The organism is Streptomyces sp. NBC_01485 (assembly GCF_036227125.1).
Lineage (GTDB): Bacteria > Actinomycetota > Actinomycetes > Streptomycetales > Streptomycetaceae > Streptomyces.
This window is the reverse complement of sequence record NZ_CP109435.1, coordinates 3,028,438-3,044,469: the sequence shown is the minus strand read 5'-3', so window position 1 is coordinate 3,044,469 and position 16,032 is coordinate 3,028,438. Positions and strand designations below refer to the sequence as shown.

Sequence of the window (16,032 nt, the reverse complement as noted above, 5' to 3'; positions counted from 1 at the left end):
CGTTCCAGCTCGCACCACACGACCTTGCCGACGGTCAGCTCGCGGATACCCCACCGATCGGCGACCCGCCCGACGATCAGCAGCCCCTGCCCGACATGTCGTCGGCGGTCGCTTCCCGCAGGTACGGCCGCAACTCACCCTTCGGGTCGGACACGGCGATCCGCAGGAAGCGCTCGGTGAGGGCGAGCTCCACCCGGAAGAGCCGGTCACGAAGGCAGCCGTGCAGTACGGCGTTCCCGCCCAACTCGGAGACCAGCAGAGCGGTGTCGGCGGCGAGTTCGGGGTGCCCCCACTCGGTGAGAAGACGCTGCGCTCTGCGCCGGGCCAGGCTGACGCTCTTGGGGAGCGGGGTGTAGTCGAGACGGTCGTACGCGAGGGGCTCGGGCTCATCGGGGGCGGTCATGCCGCTCACTTCCACTGCTCTGTGATCGATGCATCACTGACGGTAGAGGCTCGCCCAGCCGTGGGCAAATTAGTCTCGGAACAATTAATCCTTACAGGGTTTGTGGGGTGGATCGACGTCACGCGAAACTGGCAGCGCACTGATGCCAGGAGGAGCGCAACGTGACAGCAAGTCAACCGATGCTGGGCAACAGCACATCCTCGGTACTGGGGCGTCGACTGGGCGGCGAACTCGTCAAGTTGCGAACTGCGGCCGGCCTGACACAGAGCCACGCGGCCAAGGCGCTGACCTCGTCCATCACGAAGGTCACCAAGATGGAACGAGGCTGGGTCCCCATGCGAGACCCGGACATCCGAGCGTTGTGCGAGCTGTACGAAGTCCACGACCCCGGCACTGTCGGCAGACTCCAGGAACTGGCGAGACTCGACCGCGAGCGCCGCAAGGCGAAGGGCTGGTGGGACGACTACGCGATGCTCGGCACCATGCAGGAGTACGTCACGCTGGAGAGCGCGGCAACGTCCATCAAGGCGTGGCAACCCGCGTACGTGCCCGGGTTGCTCCAAACCCCGGACTACGTACGGGGCTTGAGGGCCACTCCCGCCAACGCTGCTTCAGTGGCCCGTCGCAATGACCCCGACGAGGAGTTCATCGCCTCGCGCCTGGCGCGACAGCGGCGGCTCACCGACGATCCGCCGCTCGCCCTGTACGCGGTGCTCTACGAGGCGGTGCTACGGAACTTCCCAGGCGGAGTCGAGACGGCTCGCGGCCAACTCGACCACCTCACGAAGATGGCCGACCTGCCGAACGTCACGATCCAGGTCTTCCCGTTCCGCAACGGCACGCATCAAGGCCTGAACGGCTCGTTCAACATCATTTCCTTCGCCGAACCGGGGGCCATGGATGTGGCCTACTCCGAGGCCGCGTTCAAGCAGACGTGGGTCGAAGGTGGGGAAGGGGCGGCAGGCTATGACGATCTGTTCGAGCTGATCGCCACCCGCGCACTCGATGAGCGAGAATCCCTGTCGTTCCTCCACCACCTCTGCAAGGAACTCTGAGCCGTGCCCGTTTTCCACTATCGCAAGTCCACCTACAGCGACGACAAAGAAGAGTGTGTCGAAGTAGCCACCAACATCCCCACCACCATCTCCATACGCGACTCAAAGCACCCCACCGGCCCCAACCTCCGCGTCACGCCCCGCGGATGGCTGGCCTTCCAGGCCGCGCTTGTGGGCGATGATCCAAGGCCCCGTCTCACCGGGTAACGTAGCGATCTTCGGCCGGCGGAAGCCGTACGGAGTCCTCGAAGGCCGGGCACATCTTGCATCTCGCCGACCGTCCCGCGCGCCGCCGTCTCAGCGCCGCCCTGGAGAACCTCTCCGTCACCTTCCGCGGCATGACCGCGCATCCGGACGAGCACAACTGCGAGTGCCACTGGGGCAGTCGGGAGGAAGTCGACCTTCTGAAGACGCCGGACGTGGAACTGGAGCCGGACCTCCTGCGCCGGGCCTGGCAGGCCGTCGACTGGACCGATCACGCGGCCGTGCTGCGCCGCGTCCTGCCGCAGTTCGCCACGGCCCTGGTCGCCGGTCGCGTGGACCCCCTGTTCGGGCTGGAAGAGGCCGGACACTCCTTCGCCCTCGGCGGCTGGCAACAATGGCCTGCCGAACAGGCTGGTCCGGTAGGCGAGTTCCTGCATGCCTGGTGGGTGCAGAGCCTCACCGATCCGGACGCGGCCGTCCCGGCGCACCAGGTCTTCGTGATGTGCGCCGAGGCGTCCGGAACGCTCGGCCCCTGGCTTGCAGACTGGGAAGGGCAGACCGGGTACCTCAGCGACCGACGTCTCGCCGAGGCGGCCGCGGAATGGTCGTACGAGCTCCTGGGAGACGGTCTGCCGTGGAGCGTCGGCTGGTACGGGCACGAGCACGACGAGGAGGCGCTGCGGGCCGAGCTGGTCGCCTGGCTCCTCGGCCACGCTGCGGTGCGCCTCCGCGAATCGGGCGCATCGGCGGATCTGCGGCACCGGATACGGCTGCTCGGACTCACCGGTGAGGACCGCTGGACGGATCCGCACTGGCCTGGCCACCGCTACTGACGGCCGGCGGTTACGAAGGCTTCCGCGGCTGCACGCCCCGTTCCGGTGCGGCCACGGGGCCGGCCGGCCGCGTATTCGACGGGGTGTGGAGTGTCGTAGGAATCGAATCTGCGAAACCGGACGGCGTCATCCGAAGGCAGATGACAGTGCGTTGAAAGGGGAAATTCTCCTGTGAGAAATAGCCTGCCAATATGGGCAGTTAACGTAATGTCAGATCTGACGCGGCGGAATTTTCCGTCCGGCGCGCCATTCACAATGGCCCCGTGGATGAAGACACCGAACATGACGACACCGAACACGACCAGGCCGACCTGATCCCCCTCCTGCTCCAGCACCTCCACGCCCCGCTCACCGGGACGTCGTACCTGCGCGGAGTGCTGCCCGCCCCCGGCGGCGCCGACGCCGTACGAGTAGCCGTCGGGGCCGTAAACGCCGTATGCACGCGCGAGTTGACGCTCTATCAGTTCCCGCTCGTCGTAGGCGAGGACAGCGTGACCGCGTACGACGTCATCGGGATGTTGCGCAGCCTGTGCGGCGGCGCGGGCGGCGGCGCGGGCGGCAGTCGGCCGTCCGGGAGGGGTCGCACGGTGATGGGGATGCCGCTCGTTGCCGTGGACCCGGCGGCCGTGGCCCGCGCCCCTGAGACGGACGCCGACCGTGGGCTGCGGCTGTTGCGGACCCTCGTCCGCCCGTACGACGAGACCTGGGGCGATCCCCTCCTGCACGGTTTCCTCTTCCTGGACCAGGACCGGGTGCGGCTCTATTTCCGTGTCGCGGGGATGCCCGGCGTGACCGCCGCCGACGTCCGGACGACCGGGGCGCTCACCGCGCTGATCGCGGCGCTCCCCTCGCTGCTCGAAGGGGAGGGGGAGCAGATGGCGGCGGACGACGGGGATCCGCACTGTGCGCGGGTACTGGACGTGACCTACTGGTGACGCGACCTACTGGTGAGGAATCTCGCTTCCCCGTGGCTGGATCACCCGTTACGCTCCCCCAGCGCGCATCCGGCGCGAGCAGGGGGTACCGGGGGTAACGGGGCACATGGCAGAGGTAGTTGGCGCGCCGGAGAAGGGCCCGAACGCGTGGGCTCAGGCCATCGCGGCGCTGGTCGTGGTCGGGGCGCTCGGGGGCGGGCTGTACGTGATCCAGAAGAACGAGGCCAAGGCCGCCGACAAACCGGCGACCTGCTCGCCCGACGAAGAGGACAAGAAGGCCGACAAGGCCGCGAAGGCGGCGCACCGCGTCTCCGGGACGCAACTGTGCACGGCGCTGAACCGCGCGGACCTGCCGACACTCCTCGGCACGCCGCAGGAGCACGCGCTGACGGCCTACGCGAGCGACGGCTCGGTCGAGTCGGCGGGCGGCGCCAAGACCCCCACACCCGAGGGGAACGTCCAACTGGACACCTACACCGTGAAGCTCTCGCGGTCCTACGACGACCTCCCGGTCGCCGGGCTGGAGGACCTGCTGAACGACGGGGCGAAGAAGACGATCCTGGGCCACCCGGCGGTGCTCTACTCGGGTCAGACGTTCGCGATCCAGTTCAACCTCGGCGGCGGCAAGTCCGAGACCGGCCCCGGCGGCATCGCCCGCACCCTGATCGTCGCCCCGGACACCAAGGACGGCGGCGGCTCCTACGAACTCGCCATCTGGCGCCAGGACAGCGTCCCGCCCGACGACGCGGCCCTGCTCCGCGTCGCGGCGAAGGTGCTGCCCGCGATCCCCGGCTGGACGGCCGCCGGCTGACGACAGCCACGCCGAACGTAGCCGATCCCCTTCGTGTCCCGGCCGGCCCTACCGGTCGCCGCCGCCCCCGCCGCCCAGCGCCCGCGTCACGCCCGGTTCCTTCGGCCCCAGGAACCGGGGTTCCGGCTCGAACACCGCGTCCAGGGCCGCCTTGCCGGCCGCGACGACCTCCCGGGCGCCGCCGTAATACCAGGTCACGTCATGTTTCGCGGCGACGCCGATGCCGTACGAGTCCACCCCCGCCGCCTGGCACAGGGCGACGGCGCGCCGGATGTGGAAGCCCTGGCTGATCAGTACGGCCCGGTCGACGCCGAAGATCTTCTTGGCGCGGACGCAGGAGTCCCAGGTGTCGAAACCGGCGTAGTCGCTGACGATCCGCGCGTCCGGCACCCCGTGCTTCGTCAGGTACGTACGCATCGCGTCGGGCTCGTCGTAGTCCTCGCGGCTGTTGTCGCCGGTCACGAGCACGACCCTGACCCGGCCCTCCCGGTACAGCGTGGCCGCCGCGTCCAGCCGGTGCGCGAGATACGGCGACGGCTCGCCGTCCCACAGACCGGCGCCGAAGACGACGGCGACGTCGGTGCGCGGCGCGTCGGCCGTCGTACCGAGCCGGTCGGCCGTGGACACGTACAGCCAGGTGGCCGGCAGCAGCGCCAGCACGCACCCCGCCATCACGCCCTGCACCAGCCGGCGCCGCCCCGCACGGGTGCGCGGCAGTCGCGGTCGACGGACGTTCAGACGGATGTTCATACGGTGTCCCCCCGGATCGACAACCCCTCCGGCCTCGCAAGACGCACCCGACGCCGATCCGGTTCGCCCCCTCACCGAGCGGCCTGCCGAGCCGCATCTCACATCGCATCTCACACCGCCGCCCCGCCCACGGTGAACGACCGGAAAAGACTCGTGACGGTCAGGCAACCGGAGTGCAACCTCGTGCCGTCAGGATCGGTCCATGAGCCAGCCAAGCCTCGTTCACCTCGACGGCCGCCGGCGTCCCGGCCCGCCCGCGCTGGTCGTCGTCGCCCACGGCAGCCGCGACCCGCGCGCCCTGAGCACCGTCCGCACGCTCCTGGACCGCGTCCGCGAGCAGCGCCCCGGCCTGCCGGTCCACCTCGGCCACATCGAGCTCAACGAGCCCCTGCTGACGGACACCCTCGCCGACCTCGACGCCCACGGCACGCCGGACGCCGTCCTCGTCCCCCTGCTGCTGGCCCGGGGCTACCACGTCAAGCGGGACATCCCCGAGATGGCGGCGAAGGCACGGGTACGCGCGCGCGTGGCGGCCCCGCTGGGCCCGCACCCCCTGCTGGTGGAGGCGCTCCACACCCGTCTGGTCGAGGCGGGCTGGCGCACGGACCTGACGGCGGCGGAGCGCCGGACGAGCGCGGTGGTCCTCGCGGCGGCGGGCTCCCGCGACCCGGACTCGGCCGTGGACACTCGCCGCACCGCCCGCCTCCTGGCCCGCCGCCTGGGCGTCCCGGTCATCCCCGCGTACGCCTCGACGGCCACCCCGGCCGTCCCGACGGCGCTGCGCGCACTGGCGGCAAGGGGCCGGGACCGGGTGGCCGTGGCCTCCTGCTTCACCGCCCCGGGCCGCTTCGCGACGGAGTGCGCGCAGGCAGCCCCCTGGATCGCCTCGGCCCCCCTGGGCACCCACCAGGCAATGGCCGACCTCCTCCTCCACCGCTACGACCAGTCACTTGCAATGGGGGCCGGGACCAACGCCGCCTGAAGGGGCGCGGGGCTGTATCGATTTGCGGCTGCGCCGCGTGGGCGCGAGCGACCACATCCGGCCCGCACGCGCCCACACACAGAACCCGGCAGACGAGTAGGCACCCATTTGTCAGTACCGCCGCCTACTGTCGAGACATGCCCTACGACTTGCCGTCAACCGAACGCTGGGCGGCGGAACCCGACAAGCGCCCCGGCCGCACCGCCTTCCAACGCGACCGCGCGAGAATCCTGCACTCCTCGGCGCTGAGAAGACTCGCGGGCAAAACCCAGGTAGTCACCCCGGGCACCCGCAGCCAGGTGTGGGACGCCACCCCCCGCACCCGCCTCACCCACTCCCTGGAGTGCGCCCAGGTGGGCCGCGAACTCGGCGCGGCCCTCGGCTGCGACCCCGACCTGGTCGAGGCGGCCTGCCTCTCCCACGACCTGGGCCACCCCCCGTTCGGCCACAACGGCGAACAGGCCCTGAACGACTTCGCGCGGGACTGCGGCGGCTTCGAGGGCAACGCCCAGTCGCTGCGCCTGCTCACCCGCATCGAGCCCAAGCGCTTCACCGACGAGGGCTCCGTCGGCCTCAACCTCACCCGGGCCACCCTCGACGCCGCCACCAAGTACCCCTGGCCGCGCGGCGCCCACCCCACCGACCCGGCGTCCGGCAAGTTCGGCGTCTACGAGGACGACAGGCCCGTCTTCGACTGGGTCCGCAAGGAGGCCCCCGGCACGCGCACCTGCTTCGAGGCGCAGGTCATGGACTGGGCGGACGACGTCGCGTACTCGGTGCACGACGTGGAGGACGGCCTGCACGCGGGACACATCGACCCCAACTGCCTGCACGCCGAACCGGAACGCCAGGAGGTCTTCCGGGTCGCCATCGGCCGCTACGTCCCCGCCGACACCGATCCGGCCGAACTCGCCGCCGCCCTAGACCGCCTCCTCGACCAGGAGTGGTGGCCGCACGGCTACGACGGCACGGCGGTCGCCCAGGCCGGCCTGAAGGACGCCACCAGCCAGCTCATCGGCCGCTTCTGCCTCGCCGCCGAGGCCGCCACCCGCACCCGCCACGGCACGGGCCGTCTGACCCGTTACGACGCCGAACTCGTCGTCCCGGACGAGGCGCGCCTGGAGTGCGCGGTCCTCAAGGCGGTCGCCGACCGGTACGTCATGCAGCGCGCCGAACAGGAACTCCTGCGCGCCGACCAGCGCGTCGTCATCAGCGAGCTCGCCGAGGCCCTCACGGTCCGCGCCCCCGACGGCCTCGACCCCCAGTTCCGCGCCCTGTTCGACCGGGCACCGGACGACCGGGCCCGCAAGCGCGTCGTCGTCGACCAGATCGCCTCCCTCACCGACGCCTCGGCCCGCTCGCTGCACACCCGCCTGACGGCACAGACGAGACGCTGACCGGGCGCCCGCACCCCCGCCCGCACCCGCACCCCCACCCCGGACCCGCACCCGCACCCCGACCCGCACCCGGGCCCGCACCCGCACCCCAGCCCGCACCCGGGCCCGCACCCCGACCCGCACCCGGGCCCGCACCCGCACCCCGACCTGCACCCGCACCCGACCCGCACCCCCGCCCGCACGCCAACCCGCACACCAGCCGCCCTCAACTCCGCACCCCGGCCCCGCCCCGTGCACCCAAACGGGCCGGAACCCGGCCCGGCATGCGCTGATCGGGCACGTCCCCCTTCCCCCACCGCGCCGCGTGCGGGACGCTCGCATGTGGCGAAACGCTTACGAGGAGGCATCACGTGGTCGACGCGGATCAGACATTTGTCATCGTCGGAGGAGGCCTGGCCGGCGCGAAGGCGGCCGAGACGCTGCGGGCGGAGGGCTTCACCGGCCGCGTGATACTGATCTGCGACGAGCGCGACCACCCCTACGAGCGCCCGCCGCTCTCCAAGGGCTACCTGCTCGGCAAGAAGCCCCGCGAGAGCGTCTTCGTGCACGAGCCCGCCTGGTACGCGCAGAACGACATCGAGCTGCACCTCGGCCAGACCGTCGACGCGATCGACCGCACCGCGAAGACGGTCCGCTTCGGCGACGACGGCACCCTCGTCCACTACGACAAGCTGCTCCTGGCCACCGGCGCCGAACCGCGCCGGCTGGACATCCCCGGCACCGACCTCGCGGGCGTGCACCACCTGCGCCGTCTCTCGCACGCCGAGCGCCTCAAGGGCGTCCTGGCCGCCCTCGGCCGGGACAACGGCCACATCGTGATCGCCGGCGGCGGCTGGATCGGCCTGGAGGTCGCGGCGGCGGCCCGTGAGTACGGCGCCGAGGTCACCGTCGTCGAACCGGAGCCGACCCCGCTGCACGGCGTGCTCGGCCCGGAACTGGGCGGCATCTTCGCCGACCTGCACCGCGAGCACGGCGTCCGCTTCCACTTCGGCGCCAGGCTCACCGAGATCGTCGGCCAGGACGGCATGGTCCTCGCCGCCCGCACCGACGACGGCGAGGAACACCCGGCGCACGACGTCCTCGCGGCGATCGGCGCGGCCCCGCGCACCTCCCTCGCGGAGGCGGCGGGGCTGCTGCTGGCCGAGCGCGCCCACGGCGGGGGCATCGCCGTGGACCACCGGCTGCGCACCTCCGACCCCGACATCCACGCCGCCGGCGACGTCGCGTCCTTCCCGCACGCCCTTTTCGACACCCGGCTGCGCGTGGAGCACTGGGCCAACGCGCTGAACGGCGGTCCGGCCGCCGCCCGCGCGATGCTCGGCAAGGACATCCCCTACGACCGCGTCCCCTACTTCTTCTCCGACCAGTACGACCTGGGCATGGAGTACAGCGGCTGGGCCCCGCCGGGGACGTACGACGAGGTGGTGATCCGGGGCGACGCGGGCAAGCGGGAGTTCATCGCGTTCTGGCTCAAGGAGGGCCGCGTCCTGGCCGGGATGAACGTGAACGTGTGGGACGTCACAGAGCCGATCCAGAAGCTGATCACGTCCCGAACCCCCGTGAACACGGAGGCATTGGCGGACCCCCACGTTCCGCTCGGGGACCTGGTCTCCTAGACGCTCCGGGAGCGTCGGTCCTGCCCCGTAGAATCGCCACGTGGCAGGACGGATCAACGACGAGGACGTGAAGGCGGTACGGGACGCGGTCCCGATCGACGCCGTGGTGTCCGAGTACCTCCAACTGCGCAACGCGGGCGGCGGCAACCTCAAGGGGCTGTGCCCGTTCCACGACGAGAAGTCGCCGTCCTTCCAGGTCAGCCCGAGCAAGGGGCTCTTCCACTGCTTCGGCTGCCAGGAGGGCGGCGACACCATCACGTTCGTGATGAAGGTCGACCACCTCACCTTCTCCGAGGTCGTCGAGCGACTCGCCGCCCAGGCCGGCATCACCCTGCGCTACGAGGAGGGCGGCTACAACCCCGCCCACCAGCGCGGCGAACGCATCCGCCTGGTCGAGGCCCACAAGATCGCCGCCGAGTGGTACGCGGAACAGCTCGCCAGCGGCCCCGAGGCCGACACCGGCCGGATCTTCCTCGCCGAGCGCGGCTTCGACCAGGCCGCCGCCGTCCACTTCGGCGTCGGCTACAGCCCCCAGGGCTGGGACCACCTCACCCGCTTCCTGCGCGGCAAGGGCTTCACCGACAAGGAGCTGTTCCTGTCGGGGCTCGCGCAGGAGGGCCGGCGCGGCCCCATCGACCGCTTCCGGGGCCGTCTGATGTGGCCCATCCGCGACATCGGCGGCGAGGTCGTCGGATTCGGCGCCCGCAAGCTCTACGAGGCCGACAACGGCCCCAAGTACCTCAACACGCCCGACACGGCGATCTACAAGAAGTCCCAGGTGCTGTACGGCATCGACCTCGCCAAACAGCACATCGCCAAGGCCAGCCGGGCCGTCGTCGTCGAGGGCTACACCGACGTCATGGCCTGCCACCTCGCCGGGGTGACGACCGCGATCGCCACCTGCGGCACGGCCTTCGGCAGCGAACACATCAAGGTGCTGCGCCGCCTGCTGATGGACAACGGCACCTCGCGTGTCATCTTCACCTTCGACGGCGACGCGGCGGGCCAGAAGGCCGCGCTGCGGGCGTTCGAGGACGACCAGAAGTTCGCCGCCTCGACCTACATCGCGATCGCTCCCGACAGCATGGACCCGTGCGAACTGCGCCTGGCGAAGGGCGACGACGCCGTCGCCGAACTGGTCCAGCCGCACACCCCGCTGTTCAAGTTCGCGCTCCAGCAGATCGTGCAGCGCTACGACCTGGAGACCCCCGGGGGCCGCGCGGCGGCCCTGGACGAGGCGGCCCCCGTGGCCGCCCGGATCAAGGAGCGCACCGCGCGGCGCGAGATGGCCGTCGAGCTCGCCGGCCTGGTCGGCATCCTGGACCCGGAGTTCGTGGTGGACCGCGTCGGCCACCTTCACCGGCGCGGCGGCGGCAAGGCCCCGGCCCCCGGCGGCAACCGCGCCCCCCAGCAGTACGAGGCCGCCCCCCGCCCCGCCGGCGGCGGCCCCGCCCTCACCCTGCGCAACCCCGTCTACGCGACCGAACGCGAGCTGCTCAAACTCGCCCTCCAGCGCCCCCAGTTGGTCGCCCCGGCCTTCGACGCGTACGGCATCGACGAGTTCACCGCCGCCCCCTACGCCGCCGTACGCCAGGCGATCATGGACGCGGGCGGCGCCGAGTGGGGCGTACAGGACGAACAGGAGTACCTCGTACGGGTCCGGGAGGCCGCGCCGGACGACACGGTCCGCTCCATGGTCACGGAGCTGGCCGTCGAGGCGATCATGCGCAAGGCGGTCGACGAGATCTACGCGGGGCTCCAGTTGGTGACCGTCCGCCGCCGCGCCGTGGAACGCCGGATCCGCGACGCCAACTCCCAACTGGCCCGCCTCGGTGCCGCCGGCGACCAGGCCCGGTTCGCCGCCGTGCAGAACGAACTGTGGGTCCTTCAGCAGTACGACCAGGCCCTCCAGACACACGGCGCCTCGGCCCTCTGAACAGGCCGTCACACCCCGGACTCAAAAAGTCACCGCACGCCCCTCGTGGGAGGGATGTGTCGTACGCCACACTGGGTCCGGTGCCTGAGTCCTCGGAGCGGCCCACGGAGCACCGCTGCCGCTCACCTCAGCAGCGATCATCCTGGAGGTCGCCCCCGTGCAGACCCAGACTCTGACGCAGACCGACCGCACGACCGACAGCACCACCAGCACCAGCAACAGCACCGCCGCCGACGGTACGGATCCGGACGCCGATACGGACGTCCTGGCCGCGGTCCCGCCGCAGCACCGTGCCACGCGCCACCCGGAGACGGATCCGGAGTCGGACACGGAGTCGGAGGCAGAGGCGGAACCCGCCGATCCGCCCGCCGAGGCGCTCGACGACGGCCCGGAGCCCGAACCCGCCGAGGCCCGGCCCCGCGCCCGCGTCGTCGACAACAGCAGCCCCTCCTCGGACCTGTTCCGCCAGTACCTGCGCGAGATCGGCCGCATCCCGCTGCTCACCGCGGCCGAGGAGGTCGAGCTGGCGCGTTGCGTGGAGGCGGGCCTGTTCGCCGAGGAGAAACTCGCCGGCGCGCCCGACCTGGACAGTGAACTCGCCCTCGACCTCGACCGGTTGGTCGTCATGGGCCGGATGGCCAAGCGCCGGCTGATCGAGGCCAACCTGCGGCTCGTGGTCTCCGTCGCCAAGCGGTACATCGGGCGCGGGCTCACCATGCTCGACCTCGTCCAGGAGGGCAACCTCGGCCTGATCCGGGCGGTCGAGAAGTTCGACTACGCCCGCGGCTACAAGTTCTCCACGTACGCCACCTGGTGGATCCGCCAGGCCATGTCCCGGGCGCTCGCCGACCAGGCACGCACCATCCGCGTCCCGGTCCATGTCGTCGAGCTCATCAACCGGGTCGTCCGGGTCCAGCGCCGCATGCTCCAGGAACGCGGCTACGAACCGACCCCCGAAGAGGTCGCCGCCCAACTGGACCTGCCGCCCGAACGCGTCGGCGAGGTCCTGCGCCTCGCCCAGGAGCCGGTCTCCCTGCACGCCCCGGTGGGCGAGGAGGACGACGTGGCCCTCGGCGACCTCATCGAGGACGGCGACGCGGCCAGCCCCGTCGAGTCGGCGGCCTTCCTGCTGCTGCGCGAACACCTGGAGGCCGTGCTCTCCACACTCGGCGAACGCGAGCGGAAGGTCGTCCAACTCCGCTACGGCCTCGCGGACGGCCGCCCGCGCACCCTGGAGGAGATCGGCCGCATCTTCGGCGTGACGCGCGAACGGATCCGGCAGATCGAGTCCAAGACCCTCAACAAGCTGCGCGACCACGCCTTCGCGGACCAGCTGAGGGGCTACCTGGACTGAGCACCGGGCCGAAAAAGGGGCCGCTCACGTTCGCGTGAGCGGCCCCCGGGCTTGACCGACCGCTAGTCGACCTCCGCCACCGCCTCCGCGAACTGCGCCTTGTACAGCCGCGCGTACGCCCCGTCGGCCGCGAGCAGCTCGGCGTGGGCGCCCTGTTCGACGATCGAGCCGTTCTCCATCACCAGGATCGTGTCGGCGTCCCGGATGGTCGACAGCCGGTGCGCGATGACGAACGACGTACGCCCGTGCGCCAGCTTGGCCATCGCCTTCTGGATCAGCACCTCGGTACGGGTGTCGACGGAGCTGGTGGCCTCGTCGAGCACCAGGATCACCGGGTCGGACAGGAACGCCCGCGCGATGGTGATCAACTGCTTCTCACCGGCGCTGACCCCGCTGCCCTCGTCGTCGATCACGGTGTCGTAGCCGTCGGGAAGGGTGCGGACGAACCGGTCGGCGTGCGCGGCCCGCGCCGCCTCCTCGATCTCGCCCCGGGTGACCTCCCGCGACGCCCCGTACGCGATGTTCTCCGCGATGGTGCCGCCGAACAGCCAGGTGTCCTGGAGGACCATGCCGATGCCGGCGCGCAGGTCGTCGCGGGACATCGTGGCGATGTCGACGCCGTCGAGGGCGATGCGCCCGCCGGAGACGTCGTAGAACCGCATGAGGAGGTTCACCAGCGTCGTCTTGCCGGCGCCGGTCGGGCCGACGATGGCGACCGTGTGGCCGGGCTCCACCGTCAGCGACAGGTCCTCGATCAGCGGCTTCTGCGGGTCGTACCGGAAGGACACGCCCTCCAGCGACACCAGCCCGCGCAGCTCCGCGGGCCGCTGCGCCGCCACCGGATCCGCCTCCTGCTCCTCCGCGTCCAGGAGTTCGAAGATCCGCTCCGCCGAGGCGACGCCCGACTGCACCAGGTTCGCCATCGACGCGACCTGCGTCAGCGGCATGGAGAACTGGCGCGAGTACTGGATGAACGCCTGCACGTCACCGATGGACAGCGCGCCCGACGCGACGCGCAGCCCGCCGACGACCGCGACCAGCACGTAGTTGAGGTTCGAGATGAACATCATCAGCGGCTGCATGACCCCGCTGTTGTACTGCGCCCTGAACCCGGCCTCGTACAGCGCGTCGTTCTGCTCGGCGAACTGCTCGGCGGACTCGTCCTGGCGGCCGAACACCTTCACCAGCGTGTGACCGGTGTACATCTCCTCGATGTGGGCGTTGAGCTTGCCGGTGGTGCGCCACTGCTGCACGAAGTGCGGCTGCGACCGCTTGCCCACGCGCGTGGCGACGACCGCCGACAGCGGCACCGTCACCAGCGCGACCAGCGCGAGGATCCACGACACCCAGAACATCATCGCCAGCACGCCGATGATCGTCAGCAGCGAGTTGACGAGCTGGCCCAGCGACTGCTGGAGCGTCTGCCCGATGTTGTCGATGTCGTTCGTCGCGCGCGACAGCACCTCGCCGCGCTGGCGCTTGTCGAAGTACGACAGCGGCAGCCGCGACAGCTTCGTCTGCACGTCCTCGCGCATCCGGAACATCGTCCGGTTGACGGCCCGGTTGACCAGGCGCGTCCCCACCGCCATCAGCAGACCGGAGACGAGGAACACGACGATCGCGAACAGCAGGACCCGGCCGACCTGGTCGAAGTCGATGCCCTGGCCCGGCGTGAAGTCGGTGCTGCGGAGCATGTCGGCGACACTGCCCTCGCCGCGCGCCCGCATCGAGTCGAGCACCTGCTCCTTGCTCGCCCCGGCCGGCATCTCCCGGCCGATGATGCCCGCGAAGACCAGGTCGGTGGCCTGGCCGAGGATCTTCGGCCCGACCACGCTGAGGCCGACGCTGAGCACCACGCTGGCCAGCATCGCGTAGAGGGTGAACCGTTCCGGCTTGAAGTACGCGAGCAGCCGCCTGCCGGACACCTTGAAGTCCAGCGTGCGGCTCTCGGGACCGGCGGCGCCCATCATGCGCCCCATGGGCCCGGCCATCAGGCTGCCTCCGCTTCCGTGAGCTGGGAGAGGACGATCTCCCGATAGGTCTCGTTGCCCGCCATGAGCGCGGTGTGCGTGCCCGTGCCGACGACCCGGCCCTCGTCGAGGACGATGATCCGGTCGGCGTCGCGGATGGTCGCCACCCGCTGGGCGACGATCACGACGGTCGCCTCGGCGGTCTCCCGCCCGAGCGCCGCCCGCAGCGCCGCGTCGGTGGCGTAGTCGAGGGCGGAGAAGGAGTCGTCGAAGAGGTAGATCTCCGGCCGCTGCACGAGCGTACGGGCGATCGCGAGCCGCTGCCGCTGACCGCCGGAGACGTTCGTCCCGCCCTGCGAGATGGGGGAGTCCAGCCCGTTCTCCAGCTTGCTCACGAAGTCCTTGGCCTGCGCCACCTCCAGCGCGTGCCACAGCTCCTCGTCGGTGGCGTCCGGATTGCCGTAGCGCAGGTTGGTGGCGACCGTCCCCGCGAACAGGTACGGCTTCTGCGGCACGAGCCCCACGGTCTTCGCCAGCAGCACCGGATCGACGTCCGCGACGGCCACCCCGTCGACGAGCACCTCGCCCTCGGTGGCGTCGAACAGCCGGGGCACCAGCCCGAGCAGCGTGGACTTGCCGCTGCCGGTCGAGCCGATCACCGCGGTCGTCTCACCGGGCAGCGCCACGAGCTCCACGGCCTTCAGGACGGGCTCCTCGGCGCCGGGATAGCGGAAGCCCGCCCCCCGGATCTCCAGATGCCCGTGCCGGCGCAGCTCGGTGACGGGCGCCAGCGGCGGCACGACGCTCGACGACGTGTCCAGCACCTCCTGGATGCGCTCGGCGCACACCTCCGCGCGCGGCACCATCATGAACATGAAGGTGGCCATCATGACGGACATGACGATCTGCATGAGATAGGCGAGGAAGGCGGTCAGATCACCGATCTGCATCCCGCCGGCGTCGATCCGATGGGCCCCGAACCAGACCACCGCGATCGACGACAGGCTCACCGTGGTCATGACCACCGGGAACATCAGCGCGAGCAGGTTGCCGGACTTCAGCGAGATGTCCGTGAGGTCGGCGTTGGCCTTCCGGAACCGCTGCTGCTCGTACTCGTCGCGGACGAAGGCGCGGATGACCCGGTTGCCGGTGATCTGCTCGCGCAGCACCCGGTTCACGGTGTCCAGCTTCACCTGCATGGACCGGAACAGCGGCCGCAGCCGGAGCACGATCACCGTCACGCAGATGCCCAGCACCGGCACCACGGCGACCAGCACGGAGGACAGCGGCACGTCGAGTCCGAGCGCCAGCACGATGCCGCCCACGCACATGATGGGGGCCGACACCATCAGCGTGAACGTCATCAGGGCGAGCATCTGGATCTGCTGGACGTCGTTCGTCGTCCGTGTGATCAACGAGGGCGCGCCGAAGTGACCGACCTCACGGGAGGAGAAGGACTGCACCCGGTCGAAGACGGCCGCCCGCAGGTCCCGGCCGAGCGCGGAGGCGGTCCTGGCGCCGTAGTACACGGCGCCGATGTTGCACACCACCTGCGCCAGCGAGACGCCGATCATCACGCCGCCGAAGGACAGGATGTATCCCGTGTCCCCCTCGACGACGCCCTTGTCGATGATGTGGGCGTTGAGTGTGGGCAGGTAGAGGGTGGCGCAGGTCTGCAGCAGCTGCAGCAGCACCAGCAGGGTGATGGGTTTTCGGTAGGGCCTGAGGTAGGTCCTCAGCAGTCGTATGAGCACGCTACGTCTCTCGGGGTCGGCGGGCGGGGCAC

At 70.7% G+C, this 16,032-nt stretch carries 14 protein-coding genes; 10 read left to right on the top strand and 4 right to left on the bottom strand.

Annotated features, from left to right (window positions below):
- Positions 1-76: 76 nt before the first annotated feature.
- Positions 77-403: an ATP-binding protein gene (locus tag OG352_RS14040; RefSeq protein WP_329217102.1), complete on the bottom strand. Its 327-nt coding sequence runs from the start codon at positions 401-403 to the stop codon at positions 77-79.
- Between the two features lie 161 nt (positions 404-564).
- On the opposite strand from OG352_RS14040, the gene OG352_RS14035 reads away from it, so the two are divergent.
- From OG352_RS14035 to OG352_RS14015, 5 genes are all read left to right on the top strand, one after another.
- Positions 565-1,458, top strand: a complete 894-nt coding sequence (locus OG352_RS14035) for a helix-turn-helix domain-containing protein (RefSeq protein ID WP_443072263.1) — start codon at positions 565-567, stop codon at positions 1,456-1,458.
- A gap of 3 nt (positions 1,459-1,461) precedes the next feature.
- Entirely contained in the window at positions 1,462-1,665 is a 204-nt protein-coding gene (locus OG352_RS14030; RefSeq protein ID WP_329217101.1) for a DUF397 domain-containing protein, read from the top strand.
- Positions 1,666-1,721: 56 nt separating this feature from the next.
- Positions 1,722-2,495, top strand: a complete 774-nt coding sequence (locus OG352_RS14025; protein ID WP_329217099.1) for a hypothetical protein — start codon at positions 1,722-1,724, stop codon at positions 2,493-2,495.
- A 263-nt stretch (positions 2,496-2,758) separates the two neighbouring features.
- The gene (locus tag OG352_RS14020; protein ID WP_329217098.1) at positions 2,759-3,430 is read left to right on the top strand and encodes a hypothetical protein; all 672 of its coding nucleotides are present in this window, start codon (positions 2,759-2,761) and stop codon (positions 3,428-3,430) included.
- A gap of 106 nt (positions 3,431-3,536) precedes the next feature.
- A complete protein-coding gene (locus tag OG352_RS14015) occupies positions 3,537-4,241 on the top strand; it encodes a DUF6215 domain-containing protein (protein WP_329217097.1) in 705 nt (234 codons plus the stop codon).
- A 48-nt stretch (positions 4,242-4,289) separates the two neighbouring features.
- Here the strand turns inward: OG352_RS14015 and OG352_RS14010 are convergent, their stop codons facing one another.
- Positions 4,290-4,991, bottom strand: a complete 702-nt coding sequence (locus OG352_RS14010) for a SanA/YdcF family protein (protein ID WP_329217096.1) — start codon at positions 4,989-4,991, stop codon at positions 4,290-4,292.
- Positions 4,992-5,193: 202 nt separating this feature from the next.
- Here OG352_RS14010 and OG352_RS14005 point away from each other — a divergent pair, with 202 nt between their 5' ends.
- The 5 genes from OG352_RS14005 (at position 5,194) to OG352_RS13985 (ending at position 12,276) form a co-directional block, all read left to right on the top strand.
- Positions 5,194-5,973: a sirohydrochlorin chelatase gene (locus OG352_RS14005; protein ID WP_329217094.1), complete on the top strand. Its 780-nt coding sequence runs from the start codon at positions 5,194-5,196 to the stop codon at positions 5,971-5,973.
- 137 nt (positions 5,974-6,110) lie between these two features.
- On the top strand, positions 6,111-7,370 hold the full coding sequence (locus OG352_RS14000; RefSeq protein WP_329217093.1) for a deoxyguanosinetriphosphate triphosphohydrolase: 1,260 nt from the start codon (positions 6,111-6,113) through the stop codon (positions 7,368-7,370).
- 350 nt (positions 7,371-7,720) lie between these two features.
- Complete coding sequence (locus OG352_RS13995) at positions 7,721-8,986, top strand: NAD(P)/FAD-dependent oxidoreductase (RefSeq protein ID WP_329217092.1); 1,266 nt, start codon at positions 7,721-7,723, stop codon at positions 8,984-8,986.
- 40 nt (positions 8,987-9,026) lie between these two features.
- Positions 9,027-10,922 carry a DNA primase gene (gene dnaG, locus OG352_RS13990; protein WP_329217091.1) on the top strand — a complete coding sequence of 632 codons (1,896 nt, stop codon included), beginning with the start codon at positions 9,027-9,029 and terminating at the stop codon, positions 10,920-10,922.
- Between the two features lie 115 nt (positions 10,923-11,037).
- Positions 11,038-12,276, top strand: coding sequence for an RNA polymerase sigma factor (locus tag OG352_RS13985; RefSeq protein ID WP_329223819.1), 1,239 nt, complete (start codon positions 11,038-11,040; stop codon positions 12,274-12,276).
- Between the two features lie 62 nt (positions 12,277-12,338).
- On the opposite strand, the gene OG352_RS13980 is transcribed toward OG352_RS13985, so the two are convergent.
- Both OG352_RS13980 and OG352_RS13975 read right to left on the bottom strand, forming a co-directional pair.
- Positions 12,339-14,267 (bottom strand): ABC transporter ATP-binding protein, encoded by a 1,929-nt coding sequence (locus OG352_RS13980; RefSeq protein ID WP_329217090.1) that lies wholly within the window; start codon positions 14,265-14,267, stop codon positions 12,339-12,341.
- Positions 14,267-16,000: an ABC transporter ATP-binding protein gene (locus OG352_RS13975; protein ID WP_329217089.1), complete on the bottom strand. Its 1,734-nt coding sequence runs from the start codon at positions 15,998-16,000 to the stop codon at positions 14,267-14,269. Before OG352_RS13975 ends, OG352_RS13980 begins: the two co-directional genes overlap by 1 nt.
- Positions 16,001-16,032 lie beyond the last annotated feature (32 nt).

What these genes read in the sequence shown, in the direction of transcription:
- OG352_RS14040 (WP_329217102.1), bottom strand. Translation starts at nt 403, where the DNA reads ATGACCGCCCCCGATGAGCCCGAGCCCCTCGCGTACGACCGTCTCGAC.
- OG352_RS14015 (WP_329217097.1), top strand. Translation starts at nt 3,537, where the DNA reads ATGGCAGAGGTAGTTGGCGCGCCGGAGAAGGGCCCGAACGCGTGGGCT.
- OG352_RS14010 (WP_329217096.1), bottom strand. Translation starts at nt 4,991, where the DNA reads ATGAACATCCGTCTGAACGTCCGTCGACCGCGACTGCCGCGCACCCGT.
- OG352_RS14005 (WP_329217094.1), top strand. Translation starts at nt 5,194, where the DNA reads ATGAGCCAGCCAAGCCTCGTTCACCTCGACGGCCGCCGGCGTCCCGGC.
- OG352_RS14000 (WP_329217093.1), top strand. Translation starts at nt 6,111, where the DNA reads ATGCCCTACGACTTGCCGTCAACCGAACGCTGGGCGGCGGAACCCGAC.
- OG352_RS13980 (WP_329217090.1), bottom strand. Translation starts at nt 14,267, where the DNA reads ATGGCCGGGCCCATGGGGCGCATGATGGGCGCCGCCGGTCCCGAGAGC.